The organism is Phocaeicola fibrisolvens, from assembly GCF_025567125.1.
GTDB lineage: Bacteria > Bacteroidota > Bacteroidia > Bacteroidales > Bacteroidaceae > Phocaeicola > Phocaeicola fibrisolvens.
This window is the reverse complement of the sequence record NZ_JAOQJI010000014.1, coordinates 61,508-88,198: the sequence shown is the minus strand read 5'-3', so window position 1 is coordinate 88,198 and position 26,691 is coordinate 61,508. Positions and strand designations below refer to the sequence as shown.

The following is a 26,691-nucleotide window of genomic DNA, read 5'->3' as shown; positions in this document are numbered from 1 at the left end:
TTTGTCGGCTATAGCAGCATATTGCTTTTTTGAAAAGAAGCCCGCCATTGATGTAAACTTTGTCAATGACGGACAACTGTCTATTTTCTAATTTTATATCGAACTCACGTTATCTTATCGTTTTCTGTGATAATATAAATAAATACAACAAATTAGAAGTACCACGCATGGAAGAATCTATAGCTTCAATAATAAAAGCTTGCAAAAGCGGAAATGTTAAGAAACAATTAATATTATTGCAAGGAGAGAATCTATCATAGCATAAAAAACGCAAGTACGTTTCCACAAAAAACATACTTGCGTTTCAAATAAAATCTTTAGCCTTATTTATCGCCGTACATACGGGCACGCATTTCCTTGATATGGTCGGATGAGATGTACTCGTCGTAATCCATCATCTTGTCGATGATGCCGTTCGGAGTCAGCTCGATGATACGGTTGGCCACGGTTTCGATGAACTCATGGTCGTGCGAAGAGAAGAGCACATTTCCCTTGTAAATCTTCAGGTTGTTGTTGAACGCCTGAATGGATTCCAAGTCCAGGTGATTGGTCGGAGTATCCAGAATCAGGCAGTTGGCATTGCGCAGCTGCATGCGGGCAATCATACAACGCATCTTCTCTCCTCCCGACAGCACGCTGACTTTCTTCATCACTTCTTCGCCGGAGAACAGCATGCGTCCCAGGTAGCCTTTCATTTCCACCTCATTGCCCTGACCGTACTGGCTCAGCCAGTCCACCAGGTTCAGGTCGCAGTTGAAATAATCAGTGTTGTCCAATGGCAGGTAAGCCGTGGTGATGGTTACCCCCCAGTTATAATGTCCGGCCTGCGCCTTGCGGTTGCCGTTGATAATCTCGAACAAGGCCGTCATGGCACGCGGGTCGCGGCTCAGGAACACAATCTTGTCGCCCTTCTCCACCGTGAAGTTCACGTCGTTGAAGAGCACCGTACCCTCTTCCGTTTCGGCACGCAGACCCGACACCTCCAGAATCTGGTTGCCCGGTTCGCGGTCCATCGTAAAGATGATGCCCGGATACTTGCGTGACGACGGCTTGATTTCGTCGACCGTCAGTTTCTCCAGCATCTTCTTGCGGCTGGTAGTCTGCTTGGACTTCGCCACATTGGCAGAGAAACGACGGATAAATTCTTCCAGTTCCTTGCGCTTTTCTTCCGCCTTGGCCTTCTGGTTCTGCTGCTGACGGAGAGCCAGCTGGCTGGATTCGTACCAGAAGCTATAGTTACCGGCAAAGAGGTTCACCTTGCCGAAGTCAATATCGACCGTATGCGTACATACCGAGTCGAGGAAGTGACGGTCGTGGCTCACCACCAGCACGGTATGCTCAAAGTTGGAAAGGTATTCTTCGAGCCAGGTCACCGTATCCATGTCCAGGTCGTTGGTCGGCTCGTCGAGCAACAGGTTGTCCGGATTTCCGAAAAGCGCCTGTGCCAGCATCACGCGCACCTTTTCCTTACCACTCAAATCACCCATCAGCGTGTTATGCTTGTCTTCCTTGATGCCCAGCCCGCTCAGCAGGATGGCCGCATCGCTCTCGGCATTCCAGCCTTCCAGTTCGGCAAACTTTTCTTCCAGTTCGGCTGCCTTGATACCGTCTTCATCGGTAAAGTCTTCCTTGGCATACAGGGCCTCGCGCTGCTTCATGATGTCCCACAACACGGTGTGTCCCATCAGCACGGTATCGAGCACCGTATGGGCATCAAACTTGAAGTGGTCCTGGCTCAACACCGAAAGACGTTCGCCCGGTCCCAGGGTGACACTTCCCTTGGTGGGGTCCAGCTCGCCCGAAATCACTTTCAGGAACGTAGACTTACCGGCACCGTTGGCTCCGATGATGCCATAAATATTACCATTCGTGAACTTCAGGTTCACGTCGTTATACAACACTCTTTTACCAAATTGAACGGCTACATTTGAAACTGTTATCATCTGTTTTTTCTACCTTTTTTTGAATTATGCGGCAAAGATACGGATTTCCACCGAAAAAATAAAGGGAAAAACCACGAAGCGTTTCTCCCTTTCTGTTCAGAACCAGTCCTTCAGTTCCGAAGCCTTGGCCTTGCTGATGATGATTTTCTCGGGCACCGGCACTTTCAAGTTGATGGCCAACCGTCCGTTGAACCACAGACTGATGTCGGATACGGCCTTCCGCGATACGATAAACTGACGGTTGGCCCGGAAGAAATCGTGCGGGTTGAGCAGTTCGGCCAGCTCGTCGAGCGACTGCGAGAACACAAACTCCTTCCCGTCTCCGTCGACAGCCTTGACCAGCCCGTTGGAAATATAGAAATACTGGATGGAATCGACCGATACCGGCAGGAATTTGTCGCCCTTCACCGGCACCAGAAAATGGGTCTTGTAGCTTTCCTCCTTTTTCAGGCTACGGATAATATCCGACAGGTCGGGCTGTTTCTCCTCCTTCGGCTGTCCGCCCAACAGTTCCAGCTTGTGCATGGCCTCCTGCAAGTCAGTACGGCTGATGGGCTTGAGCAGATAGGCCACGCTGTTCACCTTGAACGCCCGCAATGCATATTCATCGTAGGCCGTGGTAAAGATAATCGGACAGGTGATGTCCACCTGTGCACAAATGTCGAAGGCTGAGCCGTCGGCCAAATGGATGTCCATAAACACCAGCTCCGGCATGGGATGCATACGAAACCATTCCACTCCGTCGAAAATGCTGTCCACCTCCCCGACGATTTCAAAATCGGTGTCTACTTCCTGCATCACGGCCTTCAGGTTGCGCAAAGCCGCTTTCTCATCTTCTATAATCAGTGTTTTCATTTCAAATCAAAGGCAAAATCACAGTAAAACGGTTGTTCTCTTCCTGTACGGAAACCTCTTTTTTATACAGCAACTGGTAACGTTTGGCCAGGTTGGCCAGTCCGATTCCCATTCCGGCCGCCCCACCCCGCTTGGGTTGCAACGGGTTGCTCACCTCCACCGTATCGCCTTCCGCCTTTACCAGCACCGTCAGCGGACGGCGGTTACTGATTTCATTGTGCTTCACGGCATTCTCTATCAATAGCTGAAGAGCCATGGGAGGCAGCTTGCGGGAAAGCAGCTCCGGCGAAATCCGGATGTCAAACTGCAGATTCTCTTCGTAACGCACCTGCAGTAGATACATATATGACCTCACATATTCCATCTCCTCCCGCAGGGTTACAGAATGCGACTCATTGTCCTGCAAGGTGTAACGCATCACCTTCGACAGCTCCTCCAGGTAATGACGGGCCTTGTCGGGCGATTCGCGAATGAGCAGATACAAGGTGTTCAGCGAATTGAACAACATGTGCGGATTCAGCTGGCTCTTCAGGGCTTCATACTGGTTGATGATGTTTTCCGTGCGCAACTGCTGGTTTTCGAGCAACATCTTGCGGCTTTTCCGGTTCTGATGAAAAAAATAACAGCTTCCCGTCACAATGCAGGTAATCAGGAAATCCCGTAAAGGATGGAGATAATGGTGAAGCATGGCATCAATGGCCGGAATGTCGAAATGCTGGTGCAAGTAGACGAAAAACTTTCCAAGCAGATTGCTCGCAATCCACGTGAGCACAAACGCGCAGAGCATCTTCTTCCACCCGATGGAAACCATGTCACTGTTGAAATGGAACACGGCCTCGTTCAGGAAGAAAAGCAACAACAAGGAAACATACGTAAACAGCACCTCATTGCCCACATCTGCCCAGTGCATACCCGGAAACGAAAGCCCGTCGGCCGAATACGGATTCGACAAGGTAATCAGTTCCGGGAAATGCGTAAGGAATGCCACCATGATGGCGATGGCATTCACTACCAGCAGATATTTATTGTTCACGATTCGCTTCATGCGTCACAATCAAGATTTTTGGGGAGCCTTACGGGCTGATACATACATTCCGGGACGGAAATCTTTCAGCGGATGCAACACACGGGCATACACCTTGATGGAGCGGTTGGTGCTGTCCACCATCTGGTCGATGGAAACCAACACGGCTTCAAAAGTCTTGTTTCCCATGCCGTTCACACGAAACTCAATCTGGTCGCCCACCTTCAAATCGTCCAAATCTTTCTCGTAAGCAGTCAGCTGCAACATCAGTGCCTGCTTGTCAATCACATCACATACAGGTTCACCCACATTGAAATATTTTCCCAGATTGACGTTCATGTTCGTCACATATCCGCTCAGCGGAGCTTTTATCTCCAAATAAGGATGAATGCCCTGCGTCTGCAAATGACGGGTATCCATACCCAGAATCTGCAACTGGGCAGCCGCCGCATCCAACCGGCTCTTCATGGAGAGATAGTCCGACTTGCTCTGCTGCATCTGTTTCTGTGAAGCGGCCTCGTGCGAAGCCAGGTTCTTCTGGCGGAGATATTCTTTTTCCAGAAATTCCACTTGTGCGGCTGCATCCAGCCAGGTCTGCTGCAAGGCGATGAAGTCCGGATTTTCCAATGTCAGAATTACTTGGTTCTTCTGTACGTAGCTGCCCGGAAGGAAAGCCACGCTGTGTACAGCGCCTCCCATGCTCAAGGTAATGGTGGCATGCTGCTGCGGAGGTACCATCAGGATGCCGTTGAAAGACGGTGCATTGGCCACCTGGGTCGCTCCAGAAACCCCGTCCACTTCCACGCTGTCGGCCGAGGCTGAAAGACTGTCGGCCTGTGCCGACTGTGTGCCGGCTGCTTCATCGGTTGTTTGTTCGGATGCACCTCCCCCGCAAGCCGTGAAAGCCAGTGCACACCATAAGGCTGAGAAAAAAAGTATCTGTTTCATCTTGTTATGCTTTTTATTTTTTATTCAGTGTATAATTCGATTTCCAGTACGGATACGTTATAGGCATATACCGTTTCAATGTAACTCCGGCGGATGTCGCGTGAAGCGTTCAGGCTCTGCACGAAGTCCGTGATATTGATTTCACTTTCCTTGAACTTCAGCAGGGCACTTTCCTGCAAGGCTTCTGCCTCTTTCAAGGCAGCCTTGGAATAATAATCCAGACTCTCCTGCTGCTGGCGGGCACGGCGGAAAAGCTCTTCCACCTGGTTGTTCAACTGTACCCGGTTCTGCTCAGCCTGCCATTCTGCAATCTGCAGGTTCACCTTGGCCTGCTTGCTGCGGCTGCGCTGGGGGAAGAACAGAATGGGGAAAGACACGCCCACCATCCACGAGTTCAATCCGTTCAGCGGGGCGATTTTCTGACGCACATACCCCAGTGAGAACTCCGGGAAAAACTTGCTGCGTTCAATGCGGAGTTCCGATTTCTTTTCCTGTACCTGACTGGCAAAATAGTTCAGATGGGCTGCCGAAAGCGTACGGTCCTGCAAAGAGAGCGGAAGTACGGCCAGCGAACTGTCATTGGGCACTACCGGCGCACCGGCATAGCAGGCCCACGCAAAACGACGGGAAGCCAGCTCCACTTCCTCCCGTGCCTGCAGGCTGCGGGTGTGAAGATCCGCTGCCAGCGTGGCAATCATGTTCCGTTGTGTCTGGTCAATATCTCCCTGCTGATAACGCAGTTCCCCGCTTTCACGCAGCTTCAGGGCCAGCTCCTCCTGCTCTCCATACAAACGATACAAATGGAGAGCATATTGATAGTACACCCACGCCCGTTTCACTTCGGCCACAATTTCTTTCTTCACCATGTCGCGGTAGTTACTGCCGGTGGTCACCTGTGCATTGACCAAGGCATTCTTATAAAAAGGAGTCAGCAAGGAACCGAGCGACTGTTCTACCGACAGTTCGTTATCTTTCCGGTATTCCCCGTTCAACTGCCCCCAGGAGTAGCTGAACGAAGTGTTACCCCCGTCCCACACTTCTCCACGGGCTGCCCGGCTCCGTTCGATTTCCGCATTGGCCATCTTCAACCGTGGGTGATTCTGCAAGGCTATTTCCAAAGCCTCATCCAGCGAAATCGCCTTCTGAGGAGTCGGATTCACGGCGGAAGCAGATACGGCCAGCAATAACAGCAGACAGGTCATTCCGGTTTTTCGGCCCAACCGAGCACGGTGTCTTTTCCGTCCCCACAAATGGGCAATGACATTTACCAGCCGGTAGAACACCGGAATGACAATCAAGGTCAGCACGGTAGACACAATCAGTCCGCCAATCACTACGGTCGCCAGCGGGCGTTGTACTTCGGCTCCGGCCGAGGTAGCTACCGCCATGGGCACAAAGCCCAGTGAAGCCACCAGTCCGGTCAGGAACACCGGTCTCAACAGATGAGGACATCCTTTTGCAATGATTCGATTCGTACACATAGTATAAGTTTTTTCTTTTCGCAAATCATTAAAATGATTGATCATCAAGATACCATTCAGCACGGCCACACCAAACAGGGCGATAAATCCCACACCGGCCGAGATACTGAACGGGAGTCCACGCAACCACAAGGCTACGATACCTCCAATCAGAGACAAAGGTACGGTAGAAAAAACAACTAACGAATAAATTACGCTTCTAAATGCGAAAAACAACAGCAAAAGTATCAGCATCAGGGCAATCGGAATCACAATGCTCAACGTGCGTACGGCATTCTGCAGGTTTTCAAACTGTCCGCCGTATTCCCAGTAATAACCGGGTTTCAGCTTGACATTTTTCTCCAGTGAAGTACGTATCTGTTCCACCACCTGCTGGATGTCGGCATCACGCACATTGACACCGATGACAATCCGTCGTTTGGTGGCATCACGGTTAATCTGCAACGGCCCGTTCTCCAGGTCGATGCTAGCCACCTCGCTGACCGGTATCTGGATGCCTTCGCTCGTGCGGACAAACAGTTTGTCGATATTCAGGTCTTGCACCTTATCCTTATCCAGACGCAGTACGAGGTCGAAACGACGTTCGTTTTCAAAGACCACTCCGGCTGTCTCTCCGGCGTAGGCCGTACGGATAATCGTATTCAGTTCCTCTATGTCGATGCCGTAGCGGGCAATCTTAGCACGGTCGTATTTCACCAGCAACTGCGGAAGTCCCATGGCCTGCTCTACCAACACATCGGAAGCTCCAGGCACCTGTTTCACATACTTGGCCGCCTCTTTGGCCTTAGCATAGAGTTCGGCCATATCTTCTCCATACAGTTTGATGGCGATATCGGCTTTGGCTCCTGTCATCAGCTCATTGAAACGCAACTGGATGGGCTGGCTGAAATTGAACTCGGCTCCCTTCACCGACTCCAGCGACTTTTTCATCTTCTCCACCATCTCCGCGCGGCTGCTGGCCGAAGTCCATTCACTGAACGGCTTCATCACAATCATCACGTCGGCATCCTCTACGGCCATCGGGTCGGTAGGTACTTCAGCCGTACCGATTTTGGCGACCACGTGCTTGATTTCCGGAAAATCCTCCTTCAGTTTCTTCTCGGCCGCAAGCGACACCTCGATACTGCGGCTCAGTGAACTACCTGCCGGAAGCGTCATCTGCATGGCAAAGTCGCCTTCGTCGAGTGTCGGAATAAATTCGGCTCCCAACCGGGTGAACAACAAGAAGGACAATATTAATAAGGTAAAGGCCGAAGCCAACGTACCCCACACATGGGCCAGACAGAAATTCAAGGCACGGTGATACACACGATTCAACTTCTCGAAGAAACGGTCGGCCAAGGTCGGCTTCACAGCCACGGTACGTTTCAGGAAAAGCGAAGCCACCATCGGCACATAAGTGAGCGACAGCAACAGGGCACCGATGATACAGAACACCAAGGTCTTGGCCATCGGAGTAAAGTACTTGCCTTCAATTCCCGTCAAGGTCAATATCGGGAAGAACACTATCAGAATAATCAGTACGGCAAACGTCGCGCTCCGCACCACATTGCCGGCACCTTTTTCCACTTCCTCATTCATCTCCTGCTTGCTCAGTGTGCGGCCCATCCATTTCTTGCTATAGATGTGTGCCAGAATACCTTCCAATATCACGATGGAACCGTCTACCACAATACCAAAGTCGATGGCCCCCAAACTCATCAGGTTGGCCGACACGCCGAATACCCGCATCAGGATAAAGGCAAAGAGCATGGCCAAGGGAATGACGGACGCCACAATCAGTCCGGCACGTACATTTCCCAGGAACACAATCAATACGAGGAACACGATAATGGCTCCTTCCACCAGGTTACGGATGACCGTCGAAATGTTACGGTTCACCAATTCCGAACGGTTCAGGTACGGTTCTACGCTGATACCCTCGGGCAGCATCTTCTGTACCTTGGCCACCCGCTTCTCCAGTTCCTGGGTCACCACATTGGCGTTGGCTCCTTTCAGCATCATGGCGATACCTCCCACGCACTCACCTTCTCCATCCTTGGTCATGGCTCCGAAACGCTTGGGAGCGCCATAGCGTACTTTTCCGATGTCGCTCACATGCACGGGAATCCCGCCCCGGTTGGTCACGACAATCTGCTCAATGTCTTTCAAATCGGAAATCATACCCTCCGAACGGATGTAATACGCCCGGTTTACCTTTTCTATATAGCTTCCTCCCGTGTTCTGGTTGTTGCGGCTCAGCGCATCGAACACATCACTGATGGTGATGTTCAACGAATACAAGGCATCCGGGTCGACGGCTACCTCATACTGCTTCAGGTAACCTCCGAAGCTGTTGATTTCCACGATACCCGGAATACCTGAAAGCTGGCGTTTCACAATCCAATCCTGGATGGTACGCAGCTCCATGGCATCGTACTTCTTTTCATACCCGGGAGCCACCTTCAGCACATACTGATAGATTTCGCCCAACCCGGTAGTGATAGGCATCATTTCCGGTACCCCCAAATTGGAGGGAATCTCTCCAGCCACGGTCTGTATCTGCTCATTTACCAGCTGACGGGCATCCAGCGTGGGCACGCTTTCCTTGAACACGACCGTCACCACGGAAAGTCCGAAACGGGACACCGAACGGATTTCCTGTACATTCATGATGTTGCTCATGGCCACCTCTATCGGGAACGTAATGAGCTGTTCCACCTCCTGAGGCGCCAACGTGGGCGACACCGTGACAATCTGCACCTGATTATTGGTGATATCGGGCACGGCATCAATGGGCAATGTCAGCATGGAATAGATGCCCCCTATCATTAAAAACAGTGTCGTCAGGGCGACAAACAGTTTTTTGCGAATTGAAAAACGGACTATTTTCTTAAACATTTTCTTGAGTGTTGATTGATGATGGTAGCAAAATTAATTCCTCGCTTCCTCTAAAAGATGCATAAAAGTGTGAAACAGACAAATCAAGGGTTGAACCGACCTTTCGGGATGATGAAATGAAAAAAGGAGAGGCCGAAACTGAAACTTACCTTTTTCCATGTCAGTGTGGCAGTTTTTTATTATTTTTGCGGCCAATTCGCACAAGAATCGGATTGAGGCACAGATTTTGCTAGTGAAAAAGCAAAAACATTCAACTGAAATAAAAACCATTAAGATATGAGTAACAAAAATCAAAACCCAAACGTGGAAGAAGAATTGAAGAACCAACAGCAGAACACTGCCGAAAACGCGCAGACTGCCGCTGAATCTCAAGAAGCGGAAACGCAAGAAACCCAGAAAGAAGGGGAAGAAAAGAAGGAACTCACTGCAGAAGAAAAGCTGGAAAAGGAATTGGAAGAAGCTCAGAAAGTAATCGACGAGCAGAAAGACAAATACCTGCGCCTGTCTGCAGAATTCGATAATTTCCGGAAACGTACCATCAAGGAAAAGGCTGAACTGATCAAGAACGGTGGTGAAAAGGCCATCAACGCCGTACTGCCGATTCTGGACGATTTGGAACGCGCACTGCAGAACATGCAGAAAGCGGAAGACGTGAAGGCCATCTACGACGGGGTAGAACTGATTTACCAGAAGTTCCTGAAAAACCTGCATCAGGAAGGTTTGGAAAAGATAGAACCTGTCGGTCAGGACTTCGATACTGATTTCCACGAAGCCATCGCATTGGTGCCGGCTTCCAGTGAAGACCAAAAAGGAAAAGTGCTGGACTGCGTACAAACAGGATACAAGTTGAACGAGAAAGTCATCCGTCACGCCAAAGTGGTGGTTGCCCAATAATAAACAGGTAGAGTCATGGCGAAAAGAGATTATTATGAAGTGCTTGGAGTTGCCAAAACGGCCACGGCAGACGAAATAAAGAAAGCGTATCGAAAGAAAGCCATCCAGTATCACCCGGACCGCAACCCGGGCGACAAGGAGGCAGAGGAGAAATTCAAGGAAGCAGCAGAAGCCTACGAAGTGTTGAGCAATGCCGACAAACGTGCACGTTATGACCAGTTTGGTTTTGCAGGGGTAGACGGTGCAGCCGGAGGCGGAAGTGGATTCGGCGGATTCAATGGCCAAGGCATGTCCATGGACGATATCTTCTCTATGTTCGGTGATATTTTTGGTGGACACGGAGGCTTTGGCGGATTCAGCAGCGGATTTGGCGGAAGCAGTCAGCCACGCCAGCGTAAGTTCCGTGGTTCCGACCTGCGGGTAAAAGTCAAATTAAACCTGAAAGAAATTTCTACAGGAGTAGAAAAGAAGTTCAAACTGAAGAAATATGTGCAGTGCAGTCACTGTCACGGTACGGGTGCCGAAGGCGACGGAGGTACGGAAACCTGTCCTACCTGCCATGGAACAGGTAGCGTAACCCGCACACAGCAGAGTATTTTCGGTATGATGCAGACCCAGACCGTATGTCCGCAATGTGGAGGTGAAGGAAAAATCATCAAGAACAAATGTAAGGAATGCGGCGGCGAAGGCATCGTGTACGGTGAAGAAGTAGTCACCGTGAAGATTCCTGCCGGAGTGGCTGAAGGCATGCAGGTAACCATCAACGGAAAAGGTAATGCCGGAAAGCACAACGGAGTGCCGGGCGACCTGCTGGTCTTGATTGAAGAAGAAAAGCATCCGGAACTGATTCGTGACGAAAGCGACCTGATTTACAACCTGCTGCTGAGCGTTCCGACCGCAGCCCTGGGAGGTACGGTAGAAATCCCGACCATCGACGGAAAGGCCAAAATCAAGATAGAACCGGGTACACAGCCTGGTAAGGTACTCCGCCTGCGGGGTAAAGGCTTACCGAACATCAACAACTACGGATACAATACGGGAACAGGCGACTTGCTGGTCAATGTCAGCGTCTACATTCCGGAAACACTGACCAAAGAAGAACGTCAGGCACTCGAAAAATGGCAGGAAGCCGAGAACTTCAAGCCGAACATGAGCCTGAAAGAAAAAATCTTCAAGAAGTTCAGAAGCCTATTCGACTAACACAATCTCTTTTTGACAGAAATACAAGGTCATTCCTTCGCGGGAATGGCCTTTTTTTATGGGTTCCCCTCTCATTCTCCAAATAATCTTTAAACCCAACCTAAAAAGAGATAATCGCAGAAAATGCAAGGCACTTTTTTTGTACTTTTGAGGCAACCTAAAAACAAGAATCAATGAAACACTGTATCTTGATAGGAATGCTGTTTTGTCCGGTCCTCGTCTTTGCACAGACCGAAAACAAAAAGTCTCTTCCGGCCGACTCCGTTTCTGCCGCTCCCCTGCACACGGAGAATCTGTTGCCGCAGGATACCCTCAGTGTACCTCTGCCCGCACCCGTACAATCACATTATCTATATTCTCCCTTCGACATGTATGGCATCACTCCCTTCAGCTATACCACATGGGAGCTGCATAAAGGATTCAATGCCTCCATCGGCATGAACGTCACGTTCAGCCCCAGCAAATATGCGCCTTCCGGCGTAGGATTCGGACAGGATGCAGCCTTCCTGTATGCCGTTCCCCTGAACAAACGCCTCAGCGTGGCTGGCGGACTGTATGCCAGCAATTTCAACTGGGGAGGCATCAACTACCGGAACGTGGGCATTGCCGGTATCGCAGCCTTTAAGGTGAACGAACGAATCAGCCTGTATGCGTATGGCAACAAGTCACTCATGCCGAAACGTTCGCCCTACTACTACCCTCTGCCCAATTTTGCCCCAGACCGGATTGGCGGAATGATCAACTTCAAATTCAACGAAAGCAGTTCCATCAGCATCGGTGTGGAAGGAATCAGAGCCCCTCAAGGACCATACTGGTGGTAAATGAAAGCTAAAAAGATAGGTTATCCTGATAAAAATGATGATATTTGCAGCGGCTTAAAAAACAAGAATCATGAATTATCAGGAAACACTCACTTATCTATATAACAGTGCCCCTCTGTTTCAGCAAGTTGGCAAGGATGCCTACAAAGAGGGACTGGACAACACGTACGCCTTGGACAATTATTTCAACCACCCTCACCGCCGTTTCCGCACCATCCACGTGGCCGGAACCAACGGAAAGGGTTCTTGCTCGCATACGCTGGCAGCCATCCTACAGTCTGCAGGCTATAAGACAGGCCTCTACACCTCTCCACACCTCGTCGATTTCCGCGAACGAATCCGTGTGAACGGCACACCGGTGAGCCAGGAGTTCGTCATCGACTTCGTAGAAAAACACCGTGCCTTCTTCGAACCGCTACACCCTTCTTTCTTTGAGCTGACCACTGCCATGGCTTTTACTTATTTCGCCCAACAACAAGTGGATGTGGCCGTCATTGAGGTGGGCCTTGGAGGAAGACTGGACTGTACCAACATCATCCAGCCCGACTTGTGCGTCATCACCAACATCAGCTTCGACCACGTACAGTTTCTGGGCAATACGCTGGCAAAGATTGCTTCCGAAAAAGCCGGTATCATCAAAAAAGGCGTTCCAGTAATCATCGGAGAAACCACTCCGGAAACCCGACCGGTCTTTCAAGCCAAGGCAGAAGCCGTAGGTGCCCCCATCGTATTTACCGAAGACGAGCACCTGCTTCTCAGCGCCACACGGAACGAAGCCATGCACTACGTCTATCAGACGGCAGACTATGCCAACCTGGAGGGTGAACTGGGCGGACTGTGCCAGTTGAAGAACACCAACACCCTGCTCTCTGCCATCCGCCGCCTTCCCGATGCAGGCTATCGCCTCACGGAAGAAAATGTACGGGAGGGTTTCCTGCATGTCTGCGAACTGACCGGCCTGATGGGACGCTGGCAAAAACTGGGAGAACATCCCACCATCATCTGCGACACCGGACACAACGTGGGCGGCATGCAATACATCACAGAACAGCTTAAAAACCAATCCTATCAGACCCTACATATTGTCATTGGAATGGTGAACGACAAAGACGTGAGTGGCGTACTCTCCATGCTCCCCAAAGAAGCCCGTTACTATTTCACACAAGCCAGCGTGAAACGAGCTCTTCCTTGTGACAAAATGAAAGCTTTAGGAGAAAAGTTCGGATTGCACGGTGAGGCCTACCCACATGTAGCAGAAGCCTTCAAAATGGCCCGTACACAGGCTCTGCCCGAGGATTTCATATTTGTGGGAGGAAGTAGTTTCATTGTAGCCGATTTACTTTCTTTAAACAAATAAAACATATTCTTTCTTTGCAAAATGTTTGGGTATGTGATAGAAAATCTTTTTATTTGCACAACAAAATAATGTGTGAACTAAAAGATTTTAATAATATGAACAACACATTTTACAAAGAAAATAATTTAAGCGGCTTAAAAAGAGCAGATTTTCAAAAAACAATCGACGGTAAAGAAACGGATTTGTTTATTCTTTCAAATCAAAACGGCGCTGAAGCAGCCATCACAAACTACGGGGGAGCGATCTTAGCAATCATGGTTCCGGATAAAAACGGAAAACTGGCCAATGTCGTACAAGGTCACGACAGTATTGACCACGTCATTCAAAGCCACGAACCTTTCCTCAGCACCTTAATCGGACGTTATGGCAACCGTATTGCCAAAGGTAGTTTTCTGATAGACGGTCAAGAATACAACCTGACCATCAACAACGGCCCAAATTCTCTTCATGGGGGCCCCACAGGTTTTCATGCCCGCGTATGGGATGCCAAGCAGGAAAACGAACAGAGTGTCGTGCTTCATTATGTGGCAAAAGATGGAGAAGAAGGTTTCCCTGGTAATCTGGATGTCACAGTTACCTACACCTTCACCAATGAAAATGAACTGGTCATTACCTACGTGGCCAACACGGACAAAAAAACCATTATCAATCTGACCAATCATGCATTCTTCAGCCTGGCCGGTTTGAATAATCCTACACCGACCGTAGACAACAATATCGTCACCATCAACGCAGACTATTACATTCCTATTGATGAAGTATCTATCCCGACAGGAGAAATTCTGAAGGTGGAAGGTACACCGATGGACTTCCGTACACCCCATACGGTGGGAAGCCGCATCAATGAGCCTTTCCAGCAACTCATCCACGGAGCCGGATACGACCACTGCTACGTATTGAACAAACGGGAAACAGATGCCTTGGTCTTCGCCGCAAAATGCGTGGAACCCGAAAGCGGACGTTCACTGGAAGTTTATACCACCGAACCGGGCGTACAGGTCTACACAGCCAACTGGCACAACGGTTTCGCCGGATACCATGGAGCCACTTTCCCGGCCAGAAGTGCCATCTGTTTCGAAGCACAGCACTTCCCTGATTCACCCAACAAAGGCCATTTCCCTTCAGTAATACTGAAACCAGAAGATACCTATCACCAGGTAACCATCTATAAATTTGGCATCGAAAAATAATACCTAGAAAATCAATCTAATTTATAACTTAATACACTTTCAATTTAAACCATGGAGCAACAAAAACAAAAAACTAATGTCATCGCAATCATTACGATGTTCTTTCTGTTTGCGATGATTTCATTTGTTACCAACCTGGCTGCACCGTTTGGTACCATCTGGAAAAACCAGTATGCCGGTGCGAACACATTGGGTATGATGGGTAACATGATGAACTTCTTGGCATACCTTTTCATGGGTATTCCTGCCGGTAACATGCTGGTAAAAATCGGATACAAAAAAACATCTTTGACTGCCATGGCAGTCGGCTTTGCCGGTTTGCTGGTACAATATCTTTCAAGTCTCTTCGGAGCTGACGTGGATGTATTCTCTTTAGGTGAATACTCCATCAAGTTGAACTTCATTGTGTACCTGTTGGGTGCCTTTATCTGCGGTTTCAGCGTATGTATGCTGAATACAGTTGTCAACCCGATGCTGAACTTGCTAGGAGGCGGTGGTAACAAAGGTAACCAGCTGATCCAAACAGGTGGTGCATTGAACTCATTGGCGGGTACACTGACTCCGCTTTTCGTAGGTGTACTTATCGGTACAGTTACTCCCAAGACAGCGATGTCTGACGTGGCTCCACTGCTGTTCATCGCCATGGGCGTGTTTGCTTTCACTTTCATCGTGATTTCTTTCGTATCGATTCCGGAACCTCACATGAGAAAGAAAGGCGACAATACAGTTAAAGAAAAATTCTCTCATAGCCCCTGGAGTTTCCGCCATACGGTGCTGGGGGTTATCGGTATCTTTATTTATGTAGGTATTGAAATCGGTATTCCGGGCACACTGAACTTCTATTTGGCAGATTCAAGTGAAAAAGGAGCCGGTATCCTGACCAACGGAGCCGCCATCGGTGGTGCCATCGCAGCTATTTACTGGCTGTTGATGCTGGTGGGACGTCTGACCAGTAGTATCATCAGTGGAAAAGTTTCAACCCGTGCACAGTTGATTACAGTTTCTGCTACCGCCATAATCTTCACCGTGATTGCCATCTTTACCCCCAAAACAGTAGGTTTCAATGTACCGAAAGTGGTATACGATCCGGTAACCAAGACCTCTGAAATCTTGACAAACGCAGGGGTTCCGGCCGAACAGATTGCAGCATTCGTCAGCAATCCGTCGGAAGAAGCTTTGGCACCCTATTCAGATGCACTGAAAGAAATACATTCAACTCCCGCTGAGGTCGTAAAATCAATGGAGACACCCCGTGTTCCGGTAAGTGCATTGTTCCTTGTACTCTGCGGTCTGTGTACTTCTGTCATGTGGGGAGGTATCTTTAACTTGGCTGTAGAAGGATTGGGCAAATACACCGCACAGGCTTCCGGAATCTTTATGATGATGGTAGTAGGTGGTGGAATCTTCCCGTTGCTGCAACAAGTCATCTCCGATGCAGTAGGTTATATGGCCAGCTATTGGCTGATTGTAGCTATGCTTGCTTACCTGTTGTTCTACGGTGTAACAGGTTGCAAGAACGTAAACAAAGATATTCCTGTAGAATAATTCCGGCTGTCCGGTCCTGCGCGTCAGGGCCGGATATGCTTTTTTTAATATTAACCTTTAAATTTTTATCATTATGGACATAGAATTTGTAAGAAGCCGCTTCATCAAGCATTTTGACGGTACAACAGGCTCAGTATATACTTCTCCGGGACGCATCAACCTGATCGGTGAACACACAGACTACAACGGAGGATTTGTATTCCCGGGAGCAGTAGACAAAGGCATGGTAGCCGAAATCAAACCGAACGGAAAAGATAAAGTTTGCGCTTACTCCATCGACTTGAAAGACTACGTAGAATTTGGTCTGAACGAAGAAGATGCCCCGAAAGCAAGCTGGGCACGTTATATCTTCGGTGTTTGCCGCGAAATGATCAAACGCGGAGTTGATGTGAAAGGCTTCAACACCGCATTTGCCGGTGATGTGCCTCTGGGTGCCGGAATGTCTTCTTCTGCTGCCTTGGAATCTACATACGCTTTTGCGTTGAACGATTTGTTTGGAGACAACAAAATTGACAAATTCGAACTGGCTAAAGTAGGTCAGGCAACTGAACATAACTATTGCGGTGTGAACTGCGGTATCATGGACCAGTTTGCTTCCGTATTCGGTAAAGAAGGCCACCTGATTCGTCTGGACTGCCGTTCACTGGAATACCAGTACTTCCCCTTCCGCCCGGATGGATACCGTCTGGTATTGGTTGATTCAGTAGTGAAACATGAACTGGCTTCTTCTGCATACAACAAACGTCGTCAGAGCTGTGAAGCTGTGGTGGCTGCCATTAAGAAGAATCACCCGAACGTAGAATTCCTGAGAGACTGCACAATGGACATGCTGAACGAAGTAAAAGCAGAAATCACTCAAGAAGACTACATGCGTGCAGAATATGTAATCGAAGAAATCCAGCGTGTATTGGATGTATGTGATGCATTGGAAAAAGGTGACTATGAAACAGTAGGTCAGAAGATGTACGAAACTCACCACGGCATGAGCAAGCTGTACGAAGTGAGCTGCGAAGAACTCGACTTCCTGAACGACATCGCATTCGATTGCGGAGTTACAGGTTCACGCGTGATGGGCGGCGGATTCGGCGGATGCACCATCAACCTGGTAAAGAACGAGCTGTATGAAACCTTCATCTCTACTGCAAAAGAACGCTTCAAAGAAAAATTCGGTCGCAGTCCGAAGGTATACGATGTAGTCATCAGCGACGGCTCACACAAAGTCTGCTAATTCTAGATTTTTAATCTTATAAGTAAGGCTGTCTCTGTTTCCATTCCATTGGAAACAGAGACAGCCTCTTTTTTCATGTCGATAAACGACCCCATAAAAAACCTCCTGTCTCAGTTTTCACACGTTCCAATCGCATGGCTGAAGACAGGAGGTAATTTCTTTATTGACGCTTGTTTCCTCAATCGCCTCTGTAGTAATACAACAAAGAATGACGGGCTATGAAATCGGCATTCAGGCGAACCAGCATCTTCTCTCCCACTTCGGGCAACTCCGCATCCGGCAACAGATTCTCACAGATGCAATACGTCAGCAAATCGGGCGGACAAAGCATCTCTTCGGTCAGCATACGAAACGCATTGACCGCAGCCTCCTCCTGATTGTAATACGGATTTTCCGTATCGGCAATGTACTCACACACATCCTTGGCCAACAAAAGCCCCTTCCGTTCATCCACCATCAGCACAAAATTCCGGTTCTCTTTCATCTGTGGCAAAGTATGGTTTTCATCGTCCGGCCATTGAAGAATTTCCACCAGAAAACGCTTCAATGAATCATAACCGTTCAAATAAATAATCCGCCTTCCTCCTGTCCACAACGTAAACAGACGATAAATCTCCGCATTCTTCTCGAGCACGGTATCCGGCACTTCAGGCTCTTCCGTATACAAGCCCGGCACCGATTTCCAAACCTTCGACTGCTTGCCCGCCAGCAAGTCAATCCATTCGTGCAGGAAAAGTGCCAGAGGCCCCGTCGGCACAATGAACCGGTCGGTCGGTGTCACCTGCTCAATATAAGGCCACATGGACGGTTCCGTCAGATAAGTATGTCCGAAAAGCCACGACAGTTTCCGGTCGGCCTCCTTCTCATCGGCATATCCGGAGAAATATCCTTGCAACCCCTCATTTTCAGGAGCCTTCTCATACGCTTCTTCCAATATCGGCAAGAAAGCCTTCGCCTGTTGCAGAATACGTCCGTCCAACGGATTTACATACGTATGCTTGAACAACGCTTTCTGCCATGTATTCCAGATAAGGAAGCAAAGATCTTCTTCATTGACCTCTCCCTTCACATAATTCTTTCCCATGGGATAAAAAGGAAGACACCGTCCATACAAACGTGTATGAGCCGTCAGAAAACTCTGCCACAATCCCAGTTCCGATACGATATCCTCCAGATAAGCCGCCGCATAAAGACAGATTTTCTTCCGGTACTGTTCCGGCAACTCTTCCAGGCCACATGCCGCATAAAGCTGGTTGGCCAGTTCCACAAAGAACCCATCCGACGGACACACGGCCGTATAAGGATGTATTGCCAGCCAGTCGTTCAGGTAAATCACATTCTTTTTCATCTTACATCTACAGTTAAATCAATTCCGGGCGAAAAGCGTAATCAGCAGAGACACTACAGCCAATCCGATTCCGGCTCCCGTCACACCGGCCCAGCCAAATGCATGCCAGCATGTACCGGCCAGGAAGGTACCGAGCGAACCGCCCACGAAATATGTCGTCATAAAAATGGTATTCACACGATTGGTCGCTTTCGGTGCCAGCGACAAGGCACACGTCTGGTTGCTTATCTGAATGCACTGCATACCGATGTCTATCACCACAATGCCTATGATAAACCCGATGTAGAAATTCTGGAGCATGTACATCACCACCCAGGCCAGGATCATCAACCCGCAACCCAGGTAAGTGAAAAAGCGTACGCCCAGCTTGTGCACCAGACTACCCACAAATGAAGCCGTCAACGCCCCCGCGATGCCACACAACCCCAACATGCCTATCACATTGTTTCCCGCATGAAAAGGCTCTCCACTCAACTTGAAGGCAAGGCATGCCCACAAAGCCAAGAAACTGCCGAAACAGCATCCGGCCCGTACCGAAACCATCCGGATAGTGGGTTTATTCCGATACAATGAGAACAACGACTTCATCAGTCCGCCATAGGTTCCCTTGAAGTTCGAAGGCATATCCGGCAACACCCGGAGAATAAGAAAAATACACAAAAGCATCAGTACAGCGGCGATATAGTACATGGTGCGCCAGCCCCAATATTCACCGACAAACCCACTGACTACCCGAGAGCCGAGAATACCCGTCAACAAACCGCTGACCATCATTCCTACATTGCGGGCCTTGTTTTGCGGAAGTGAAAACTGTGCCGCTATCGGAATAAAGATTTGCGGCATGACCGAGCAGACACCCGTCACCAGCGAAGCTGCCAGAATATAAGGTACACTCGAAGAAGAAGCGATGCTGCACGTAGCAGCCACCAGCAGCAGAAAGTTTACCACTATGATGTGTTTGCGGTTGTACAAGTCTCCCAGAGGAATGATAAACAGCAAACCCAGCGCATATCCAATCTGCGTAGTCATCGGTATCAGGTTGGCCGTAAACTCCGAAATGTCCAGGTCTTCACTGATACGATTCAGCAACGGCTGGTTATAATACAGATTGGCCACCGACAATCCCGAAATGACTGCCAGCATCCACAACAGTTGTGCCGGTATTCCTTTATTTTCTTCCAGTTTTTGTTTCATACGTGCTTCTACGTCTTTCTTTTGCCCGCAAAAATACGGAAAAAAACAAAAGTCTGAAATGATGGGCCACAGATTAAGAGAGAAGACAAATGTAAAATTCATGCAGTAACCTCGCGCAAGCAAGCGGAATGAGTAAATAAATTACAAAACAATTACAAGACTTGGAGGAAAGGCAAACCGCATAAAATCAACCACACAGGCCACCAATGAAGTCATCCGACAAAAGAACCGGAAAATAAAATAGTTAATTATCTACCGCCTGTTTTGTTAAAACGTTACCTCCCCTCCATACGGGTAAAAAAGATTTTTTAACTTTGCGAATGAAAACGGAAGGAACTGACTATCAGACTTTCCCCAACAACAAAGCATTAAACTGACAAACACTAAAAATAGATTTACATTTCATTTAATTAAACTTTTATGGTACATCATTCCAAATTCCTGTTTTCAGCATTGGTCGTTTCAGCCATGGCGGCAGGCGCAAATGCTCAGGTAACCACTTCTGCTATCAGCGGAAAAGTTCTCGATGAAACCAAAGCACCGGTCATTGGCGCTACAGTGGTAGCCATTCACGAACCTTCGGGTACGCTTTACGGTGCAGTCACGAACGTAGACGGACGTTACACCATCCAAGGTATGCGTACCGGTGGTCCCTACAAAATTGAGATCTCCTACGTAGGCTACAACAAGACGACCTACACGGGTATTTCCCTCGAACTGGGTAACACCCTCAGCCTGAACGCTGAAATGAAACCGAGTTCAGAACTGCTGGACGAAGTCGTAGTGGTAGCCGATGCCAAAGCCAATGCCGGAGCAGCCCACAACTTCTCGACCCAGAAAATCGAAAACACTCCGACAGTCGACCGTAACGTGTACGACATCGTGAAGAACATGCCGATGGCCATGACTTCCAAGAACGGAGGTATCACCTTCGCCGGTTCAAACAACCGCTACAACAGTTTCCAGATTGACGGTACGGTAAGTAACGACGTGTTCGGTCTGTCTGCATCCGGAACCAACGGCGGTCAGACGGGGGCCAACCCGATTTCAATGGATGCCATCCAGGAAATCCAGGTGGTTGTAGCTCCCTTCGACGTACGCCAGAGCGGATTTACTGGAGGTGGTATCAATGCCATTACCAAGCAGGGTACTAACACCACTCACGGTTCGGCTTACACTTACTTCAACAACCACAACATGTATGGTAAATACAGTGCCGTACGCGATTATGAAAAATCTCCGCTCACTCAACAGTACACTCGTACTTATGGTGGAACATTGGGCGGTGCCATCGTAAAAGACAAATTGTTCTACTTTGTAAGCGCAGAAGCGAAGAAAGAATCTTATCCTTCAAGCGTATATCCTGGTTACACAGACAGCTATATCACCAACGATGTAGCCAAACAGATTGCTGACCAATATGCAAAACTAACCGGTATTCAGGAAGGATACGGACAGCGTGACATTGAAAGTAAATCATTTGGACTGTTAGCTCGTATTGACTGGAATATCAACCAGAACCACAAATTAGCTCTGCGTTACCAACACAACAACTCATACGATGATAATTACGGAGTAGGATCCACGTCATATACCTTCGTAAACAGCGGATACCGTATGAACAATAAAACAAACTCTATCGTAGCTGAATTAACTTCTCACTTAGGACAAAACCTCTACAATGAGTTTCGTGCTTCAGCCAGTTTTATTCGTGACCATCGTGATGTTGCTTACCAAGGACCAACAGTTCAAATTGAAAACATTTTAGGTGGTGACCAAAAAACAGCTATTACCGCTAACATCGGTACAGAATATTCTTCTGGTGCCAATTACCTGGATCAGGACATCTATACATTCGAAGACAATCTCTCTTGGTATTTAGGTAACCATACCCTGACATTCGGTACGCACAATGAAATCTACCGCATGAAGAACTTATTCATCCAAGCAGTAAATGGATCTTGGTATTATGCTGATTTACAACGATTTTTAGATGACCAGCCTTATAAGTTCTCCTATAAATATACAGACCCTGAATTAACTGGGGGTGATACACAATGGGCTCCAGCCATGAAGTCTGGACAGTTTGGTTTCTATGCACAAGATAAATGGGATGTAACCACAAATTTCAACCTGACGTATGGCTTGCGTATAGATATTCCTGTAATATTTAACAATCCAACTGAAAATCCAACATTTAATGAATACGCGGCACAGCAAGGATTCAACGTACGTGTTGGAGAAAACCCAAGTGCAAAAGTATTGTTCTCGCCACGTGTCGGTTTCCGTTGGTATACAAACGATTCACATAACACATTATTACGTGGTGGTATAGGTATCTTTACTGGTCGTGTACCATTTGTATGGTTGTCAAATGCTTTCAACAACACCGGTATGGAAAGTAAAGGTACCACTATTGAACCCAAAGATGGTAAAAATCATACTCACACAGCTCCTTCATTAGGACAATATGCCAACGATCCTATGGCTGGAGCAAATTCAGGAAGTGGTTATTTCAGTCCGGATATTGTAACTGTATCCAAAGACTTTAAATATCCGCAGGTATTCCGCGCCAACCTTGCTTTAGAACAAATGTTGCCAGGTGACATCAAAATGACATTGGAAGGAATCTATTCAAAAACCATGAATAATGTCTTCTTTGAAAACCTAGCACTGACAAATAAAGGTGAAAAAGTATATGCTATTCCGGGAGTTGAAGCATCTGCTGCTCCATATTATAGTAAAGCTAAAAGTGATTACTACAGCATTATTAATTTAAGAAACACCAACAAAGGATATACTTATGCTTTGTCTGCAATGCTGGAAAAACACTTTAACTTTGGTTTGGACATGTCTGCATCATATACCTTTGGACATGCAAAATCAGTAAACGATGGAACAAGTTCTGTTGCTTATTCTAACTGGAAATATAACTATTCAGTAGATACTAACTCTCAGAATGAGCTCGGTTTTTCTAAGTTTGATATTCCTCACCGTGTAATGGTTCAAGCCTCTTATAGCAGTCCTAAATATTGGAATGGATGGACAAGCACTACAATTGCAGTTATTTATAATGGATTCTCTGGAAGCCGCTATAGCCTGACAATGAACGAAAAGCAGGACTTTAACGGCGATGGCCAAAAAGGAAACTCTTTGCTTTACATACCAACTGATGAAGAGTTAAACAAAATGACTTTCGTTGATAACATTGATGAAGAAACAGGCAAAGTTATCATGACTGCAGCACAGAGCCGTGAAGCATTCAAACAATGGATTGAGAACGACAGCTACGCCAAGAATCACAGAGGCCAGTATGCTGAACGCAATTCAAACTTAAGCAAATGGGAACATGAGATTGATTTACACTTAGCACAAACTATTTATAACATTGAAGGCATGGGCAAGCTAGAATTTACATTCGATATAATCAACTTTGCCAATATGCTGAACAAAAAATGGGGTGCAAGCTATGAATCCGCTTACAATCTTTCCCCTTTGACTCTTAAAGAATTTGCAGCAGATGGTACAACACCATTATATTACTACAACAATGCTGAAATCCAGAAGAGCGACATCAGCTCACGCTGGCACTGCCAGGTGGGTGTAAGACTGACTTTCTAATGAAAGACTAACCCTTTACATAAAAGGTGTATTGCCCACGAAAGAACGGCAATACACCTTTCTTTTTATCACCCTAAAAACAAACCAGACTTATGAAAAAAATTATCTCGCTGTGTATGATGTGGTGCATCTGCCTCTCTATCTGGGCCGGAAAGCACTACACCGTGATTGTTTCCCTCGACGGATTCCGCTGGGATTATCCTAAAATGTACGACACTCCGTTCTTCGACCAGATGGCCCGCGAAGGGGTGAAGGCCACCATGATTCCTTCTTTCCCGTCGAAAACCTTCCCCAACCATTACACCATGGCCACGGGACTGGTGCCCGACCACCACGGCCTCGTGGCCAATACGTTCTGGGACCCGGAACGCAAAGAGCTCTACAAGATGACCAAGCCGGAAACCCGCAACAACCCTGCCTACTACGGCGGCGAACCTATCTGGATTACGGCACAGAAACAAGGCATCAAGACGGGCAATATCTACTGGGTAGGCTCCGACATCGCCGTCAAGGGACAGCACCCCACCTACTACCATGTGTACGACCAGCAACCGCGGCTCACACAAACGGAACGTGTGGCCGAAGCATTGAGGTTGCTGAAACTGCCAGAAGAAGAACGGCCTCAACTGATTATGATGTACTTTGAAGATTCCGACACGTACGGTCACCGCTACAGCCCGCACAGTAAGGAAACACGCCGCTGCATTGAAGAGCTGGACGGACTCATGAGATACTTGTGGGAGGGATTGCAGAGCCTGCCTTTCGGAAAGGACATCAACCTGATTGTGACAGCCGACCACGGCATGGCCACGGTAAGTGCCGACCGCTTTGTGCCCATCAAGCACCTGCTGAACGAGAAATGGTACACGCTGATTGACGGTAACCTGCCGGCACAGATTTATACGAAACCGGAATACCGCGACTCGGTGTATCAGGCCTTGCAGGGACTGGACCACGTGCGGGTATGGAAGAAAGAAGAGATTCCGGCTTACCTGCACTACGGCAGCAATCCACGCGTGGGCGACATCCTCGTACTGCCCGACCTGGGCTGGCTGGTGGAAGAAGGTACCCAGACACTTCCGGGAGCTCATGGTTTCGACCCGACCTACGATGACATGCAGGTGATGTTCCGGGCTTGCGGACCCGACTTCAAGAAAGGCTATGAAGCCCCGAAGTTCCGCAACGTATCGCTTTATTCCCTGCTGGCCCGCCTGCTGCACGTCACTCCCGAAAAAACGGACGGCAGTCTGGAAGAGGTGGAAAACATGCTGATTCAGTGAGATTTATAAATCATCAAAAAACGTCCTTACGTTTTTAAAAAACACAAGGACGTTTGGAAGGAAATGCCTAAGCGTTTTAAGTAAAACGCCTAGACGTTTTCTCTTAAACGCTTAGGTGTTTAAACAAAAACGCTTCGACGTTTTCATCCGAACGTCGAAGCGTTTTTATGCTTTATGTAAACAATTGAAAATCAGTCTTCCATCAGTTTGCGGTAGCGCACGCGTTTCGGTTCTACATTGCCCATGCGCTTCATCTTGTTTTCCTCGTATTCCGTATAGGAACCTTCGAAGTAGAACACCTGGCTGTCTCCCTCGAATGCGAGGATGTGCGTACAGATACGGTCGAGGAACCAACGGTCGTGGCTGATGACTACGGCACAACCGGCAAAGTCTTCCAGACCTTCTTCCAATGCCCGGAGCGTGTTCACGTCGATGTCGTTGGTCGGCTCGTCGAGCAACAGCACATTGCCTTCTTCCTTCAGGGCCATGGCCAAGTGCAGACGGTTGCGTTCACCACCCGAAAGCATGCCGCAGAGCTTTTCCTGGTCGGAACCGGAGAAATTGAAGCGGCTCAGGTAGGCACGCGCGTTCACATCGCGGTTGCCCATACGAATCAGGTCGTTACCTCCGCTGATGACCTGATATACGCTCTTGTTCGGATCAATGTCCTTGTGCTGCTGGTCCACGTAAGCAATCTTGACGGTATCGCCCACTTCAAACTCGCCCTTGTCCACCGTTTCCAGTCCCATAATCAGGCGGAACAGGGTGGTCTTTCCGGCACCGTTCGGACCAATCACTCCCACAATGCCGTTAGGCGGCAACATGAAGTTCAGGTCGTCAAAGAGCAGCTTGTCGCCATAGGCCTTGGCCACGTGCTTGGCCTCGATGACCTTGTTGCCCAGACGCGGACCGTTCGGGATGAAGATTTCCAGTTTCTCTTCCTTCTCCTTCACGTCCTCGTTCAAGAGTTTGTCGTACGAGTTCAGACGGGCCTTACCCTTGGCCTGACGGGCCTTGGGCGCCATGCGCACCCACTCCAGCTCGCGTTCCAAGGTTTTGCGGCGCTTGCTGGCCGTTTTTTCTTCCATCTCCATGCGCTTGGTCTTCTGCTCCAGCCAGCTGGAATAGTTTCCCTTCCAAGGAATACCTTCGCCACGGTCGAGTTCCAGAATCCATCCGGCCACGTGGTCCAGGAAGTAACGGTCGTGTGTCACGGCAATCACCGTTCCCTCGTACTGCTGCAGGTGCTGTTCCAGCCAGTCGATGCTTTCCGCATCCAGGTGGTTGGTCGGCTCGTCGAGCAACAGGATGTCGGGCTTCTGCAACAACAGACGGCACAAGGCCACCCGGCGGCGTTCACCTCCGGAGAGGTTCTTCACCAGCTGGTCTTCCGGCGGACAGCGCAGGGCATCCATCGCCCGCTCCAGCTTGCTGTCGAGGTTCCACGCATCAGTAGCATCAATGATATCCTGCAGTTCAGCCTGACGCGCAAAGAGGGCGTCCATCTTTTCCGGGTCTTCGTAATACTCCGGCAAACCGAACTTCTGGTTGATTTCTTCGTATTCGGCCAGCGTGTCTACCACTTGCTGCACCCCTTCCATCACGACTTCCTTCACGGTCTTCGCGTCGTCGAGCTGAGGTTCCTGTGCCAGATAGCCGACACTGTATCCCGGCGAGAACACCACCTCGCCCTGGTAATTCTTGTCGAGTCCGGCAATGATTTTCATCAACGTAGACTTACCGGAACCGTTCAGACCGATGATTCCGATTTTCGCGCCATAAAAAAAGGATAGGTAGATGTCTTTCAATACCTGCTTGTTGTTCTGGAATGACTTGCTCACTCCCACCATTGAAAAGATAATTTTCTTGTCGTCTGCCATAT

Annotated in this window: 16 protein-coding genes and 2 pseudogenes; 10 read left to right on the top strand and 8 right to left on the bottom strand. The window is 48.6% G+C overall.

Annotation, left to right across the window (positions count from 1 at the left end; translation table 11 throughout):
* Positions 1-323: 323 nt before the first annotated feature.
* From OCV81_RS08155 to OCV81_RS08135, 5 genes are all read right to left on the bottom strand, one after another.
* Complete coding sequence (locus OCV81_RS08155; protein WP_072542092.1) at positions 324-1,943, bottom strand: ABC-F family ATP-binding cassette domain-containing protein; 1,620 nt, start codon at positions 1,941-1,943, stop codon at positions 324-326.
* Between the two features lie 96 nt (positions 1,944-2,039).
* Complete coding sequence (locus OCV81_RS08150; protein WP_148329587.1) at positions 2,040-2,798, bottom strand: LytR/AlgR family response regulator transcription factor; 759 nt, start codon at positions 2,796-2,798, stop codon at positions 2,040-2,042.
* Between the two features lies 1 nt (position 2,799).
* Complete coding sequence (locus tag OCV81_RS08145; RefSeq protein ID WP_072542090.1) at positions 2,800-3,843, bottom strand: sensor histidine kinase; 1,044 nt, start codon at positions 3,841-3,843, stop codon at positions 2,800-2,802.
* Positions 3,844-3,852: 9 nt separating this feature from the next.
* On the bottom strand, positions 3,853-4,770 hold the full coding sequence (locus OCV81_RS08140; RefSeq protein WP_148329586.1) for an efflux RND transporter periplasmic adaptor subunit: 918 nt from the start codon (positions 4,768-4,770) through the stop codon (positions 3,853-3,855).
* Positions 4,771-4,790: 20 nt separating this feature from the next.
* The gene (locus tag OCV81_RS08135; RefSeq protein ID WP_148329585.1) at positions 4,791-9,131 is read right to left on the bottom strand and encodes a CusA/CzcA family heavy metal efflux RND transporter; all 4,341 of its coding nucleotides are present in this window, start codon (positions 9,129-9,131) and stop codon (positions 4,791-4,793) included.
* 276 nt (positions 9,132-9,407) lie between these two features.
* Between OCV81_RS08135 and grpE the strand changes: the two genes are divergently transcribed.
* The 8 genes and pseudogenes from grpE to galK all read left to right on the top strand — a co-directional run bounded on the left by grpE (position 9,408) and on the right by galK (position 17,366).
* Positions 9,408-10,025, top strand: a complete 618-nt coding sequence (grpE, locus tag OCV81_RS08130; RefSeq protein WP_148329584.1) for a nucleotide exchange factor GrpE — start codon at positions 9,408-9,410, stop codon at positions 10,023-10,025.
* 15 nt (positions 10,026-10,040) lie between these two features.
* Positions 10,041-11,225, top strand: a complete 1,185-nt coding sequence (gene dnaJ / locus OCV81_RS08125; protein ID WP_148329583.1) for a molecular chaperone DnaJ — start codon at positions 10,041-10,043, stop codon at positions 11,223-11,225.
* 173 nt (positions 11,226-11,398) lie between these two features.
* Positions 11,399-12,046 (top strand): hypothetical protein, encoded by a 648-nt coding sequence (locus tag OCV81_RS08120; protein WP_022354929.1) that lies wholly within the window; start codon positions 11,399-11,401, stop codon positions 12,044-12,046.
* A gap of 70 nt (positions 12,047-12,116) precedes the next feature.
* Positions 12,117-13,403: a bifunctional folylpolyglutamate synthase/dihydrofolate synthase gene (locus OCV81_RS08115; RefSeq protein ID WP_148329582.1), complete on the top strand. Its 1,287-nt coding sequence runs from the start codon at positions 12,117-12,119 to the stop codon at positions 13,401-13,403.
* A 95-nt stretch (positions 13,404-13,498) separates the two neighbouring features.
* Positions 13,499-14,593: an aldose epimerase family protein gene (locus OCV81_RS08110; RefSeq protein WP_022354927.1), complete on the top strand. Its 1,095-nt coding sequence runs from the start codon at positions 13,499-13,501 to the stop codon at positions 14,591-14,593.
* Positions 14,594-14,644: 51 nt separating this feature from the next.
* Positions 14,645-15,673 (top strand): annotated as a pseudogene (locus tag OCV81_RS08105) (MFS transporter); the annotation flags it as partial.
* A gap of 171 nt (positions 15,674-15,844) precedes the next feature.
* Positions 15,845-16,138, top strand: a pseudogene (locus OCV81_RS17760) (MFS transporter); the annotation flags it as partial.
* A gap of 73 nt (positions 16,139-16,211) precedes the next feature.
* Complete coding sequence (galK, locus tag OCV81_RS08100; RefSeq protein WP_022354925.1) at positions 16,212-17,366, top strand: galactokinase; 1,155 nt, start codon at positions 16,212-16,214, stop codon at positions 17,364-17,366.
* A 178-nt stretch (positions 17,367-17,544) separates the two neighbouring features.
* Here galK and OCV81_RS08095 read toward each other — a convergent pair whose 3' ends face one another.
* Both OCV81_RS08095 and OCV81_RS08090 read right to left on the bottom strand, forming a co-directional pair.
* A complete protein-coding gene (locus OCV81_RS08095; protein WP_022354924.1) occupies positions 17,545-18,714 on the bottom strand; it encodes a DUF3843 family protein in 1,170 nt (389 codons plus the stop codon).
* A gap of 18 nt (positions 18,715-18,732) precedes the next feature.
* On the bottom strand, positions 18,733-19,908 hold the full coding sequence (locus OCV81_RS08090) for an MFS transporter (RefSeq protein ID WP_148329580.1): 1,176 nt from the start codon (positions 19,906-19,908) through the stop codon (positions 18,733-18,735).
* 420 nt (positions 19,909-20,328) lie between these two features.
* On the opposite strand from OCV81_RS08090, the gene OCV81_RS08085 reads away from it, so the two are divergent.
* Complete coding sequence (locus OCV81_RS08085; RefSeq protein WP_148329579.1) at positions 20,329-23,529, top strand: TonB-dependent receptor; 3,201 nt, start codon at positions 20,329-20,331, stop codon at positions 23,527-23,529.
* A gap of 92 nt (positions 23,530-23,621) precedes the next feature.
* A complete protein-coding gene (locus tag OCV81_RS08080) occupies positions 23,622-24,809 on the top strand; it encodes an alkaline phosphatase family protein (protein ID WP_148329578.1) in 1,188 nt (395 codons plus the stop codon).
* Between the two features lie 191 nt (positions 24,810-25,000).
* Here OCV81_RS08080 and ettA read toward each other — a convergent pair whose 3' ends face one another.
* Complete coding sequence (gene ettA, locus OCV81_RS08075) at positions 25,001-26,689, bottom strand: energy-dependent translational throttle protein EttA (RefSeq protein ID WP_148329577.1); 1,689 nt, start codon at positions 26,687-26,689, stop codon at positions 25,001-25,003.
* Positions 26,690-26,691 lie beyond the last annotated feature (2 nt).

Bases quoted from the DNA above. Each gene is read 5' to 3' on its own strand.
- ettA (WP_148329577.1), bottom strand. From the start codon at position 26,689: ATGGCAGACGACAAGAAAATTATCTTTTCAATGGTGGGAGTGAGCAAG.
- OCV81_RS08110 (WP_022354927.1), top strand. From the start codon at position 13,499: ATGAACAACACATTTTACAAAGAAAATAATTTAAGCGGCTTAAAAAGA.
- OCV81_RS08120 (WP_022354929.1), top strand. From the start codon at position 11,399: ATGAAACACTGTATCTTGATAGGAATGCTGTTTTGTCCGGTCCTCGTC.
- OCV81_RS08150 (WP_148329587.1), bottom strand. From the start codon at position 2,798: ATGAAAACACTGATTATAGAAGATGAGAAAGCGGCTTTGCGCAACCTG.
- OCV81_RS08140 (WP_148329586.1), bottom strand. From the start codon at position 4,770: ATGAAACAGATACTTTTTTTCTCAGCCTTATGGTGTGCACTGGCTTTC.
- OCV81_RS08145 (WP_072542090.1), bottom strand. From the start codon at position 3,843: ATGAAGCGAATCGTGAACAATAAATATCTGCTGGTAGTGAATGCCATC.
- galK (WP_022354925.1), top strand. From the start codon at position 16,212: ATGGACATAGAATTTGTAAGAAGCCGCTTCATCAAGCATTTTGACGGT.
- dnaJ (WP_148329583.1), top strand. From the start codon at position 10,041: ATGGCGAAAAGAGATTATTATGAAGTGCTTGGAGTTGCCAAAACGGCC.
- OCV81_RS08090 (WP_148329580.1), bottom strand. From the start codon at position 19,908: ATGAAACAAAAACTGGAAGAAAATAAAGGAATACCGGCACAACTGTTG.
- OCV81_RS08115 (WP_148329582.1), top strand. From the start codon at position 12,117: ATGAATTATCAGGAAACACTCACTTATCTATATAACAGTGCCCCTCTG.
- OCV81_RS08135 (WP_148329585.1), bottom strand. From the start codon at position 9,131: ATGTTTAAGAAAATAGTCCGTTTTTCAATTCGCAAAAAACTGTTTGTC.
- OCV81_RS08095 (WP_022354924.1), bottom strand. From the start codon at position 18,714: ATGAAAAAGAATGTGATTTACCTGAACGACTGGCTGGCAATACATCCT.
- OCV81_RS08155 (WP_072542092.1), bottom strand. From the start codon at position 1,943: ATGATAACAGTTTCAAATGTAGCCGTTCAATTTGGTAAAAGAGTGTTG.
- OCV81_RS08080 (WP_148329578.1), top strand. From the start codon at position 23,622: ATGAAAAAAATTATCTCGCTGTGTATGATGTGGTGCATCTGCCTCTCT.
- OCV81_RS08085 (WP_148329579.1), top strand. From the start codon at position 20,329: ATGGTACATCATTCCAAATTCCTGTTTTCAGCATTGGTCGTTTCAGCC.
- grpE (WP_148329584.1), top strand. From the start codon at position 9,408: ATGAGTAACAAAAATCAAAACCCAAACGTGGAAGAAGAATTGAAGAAC.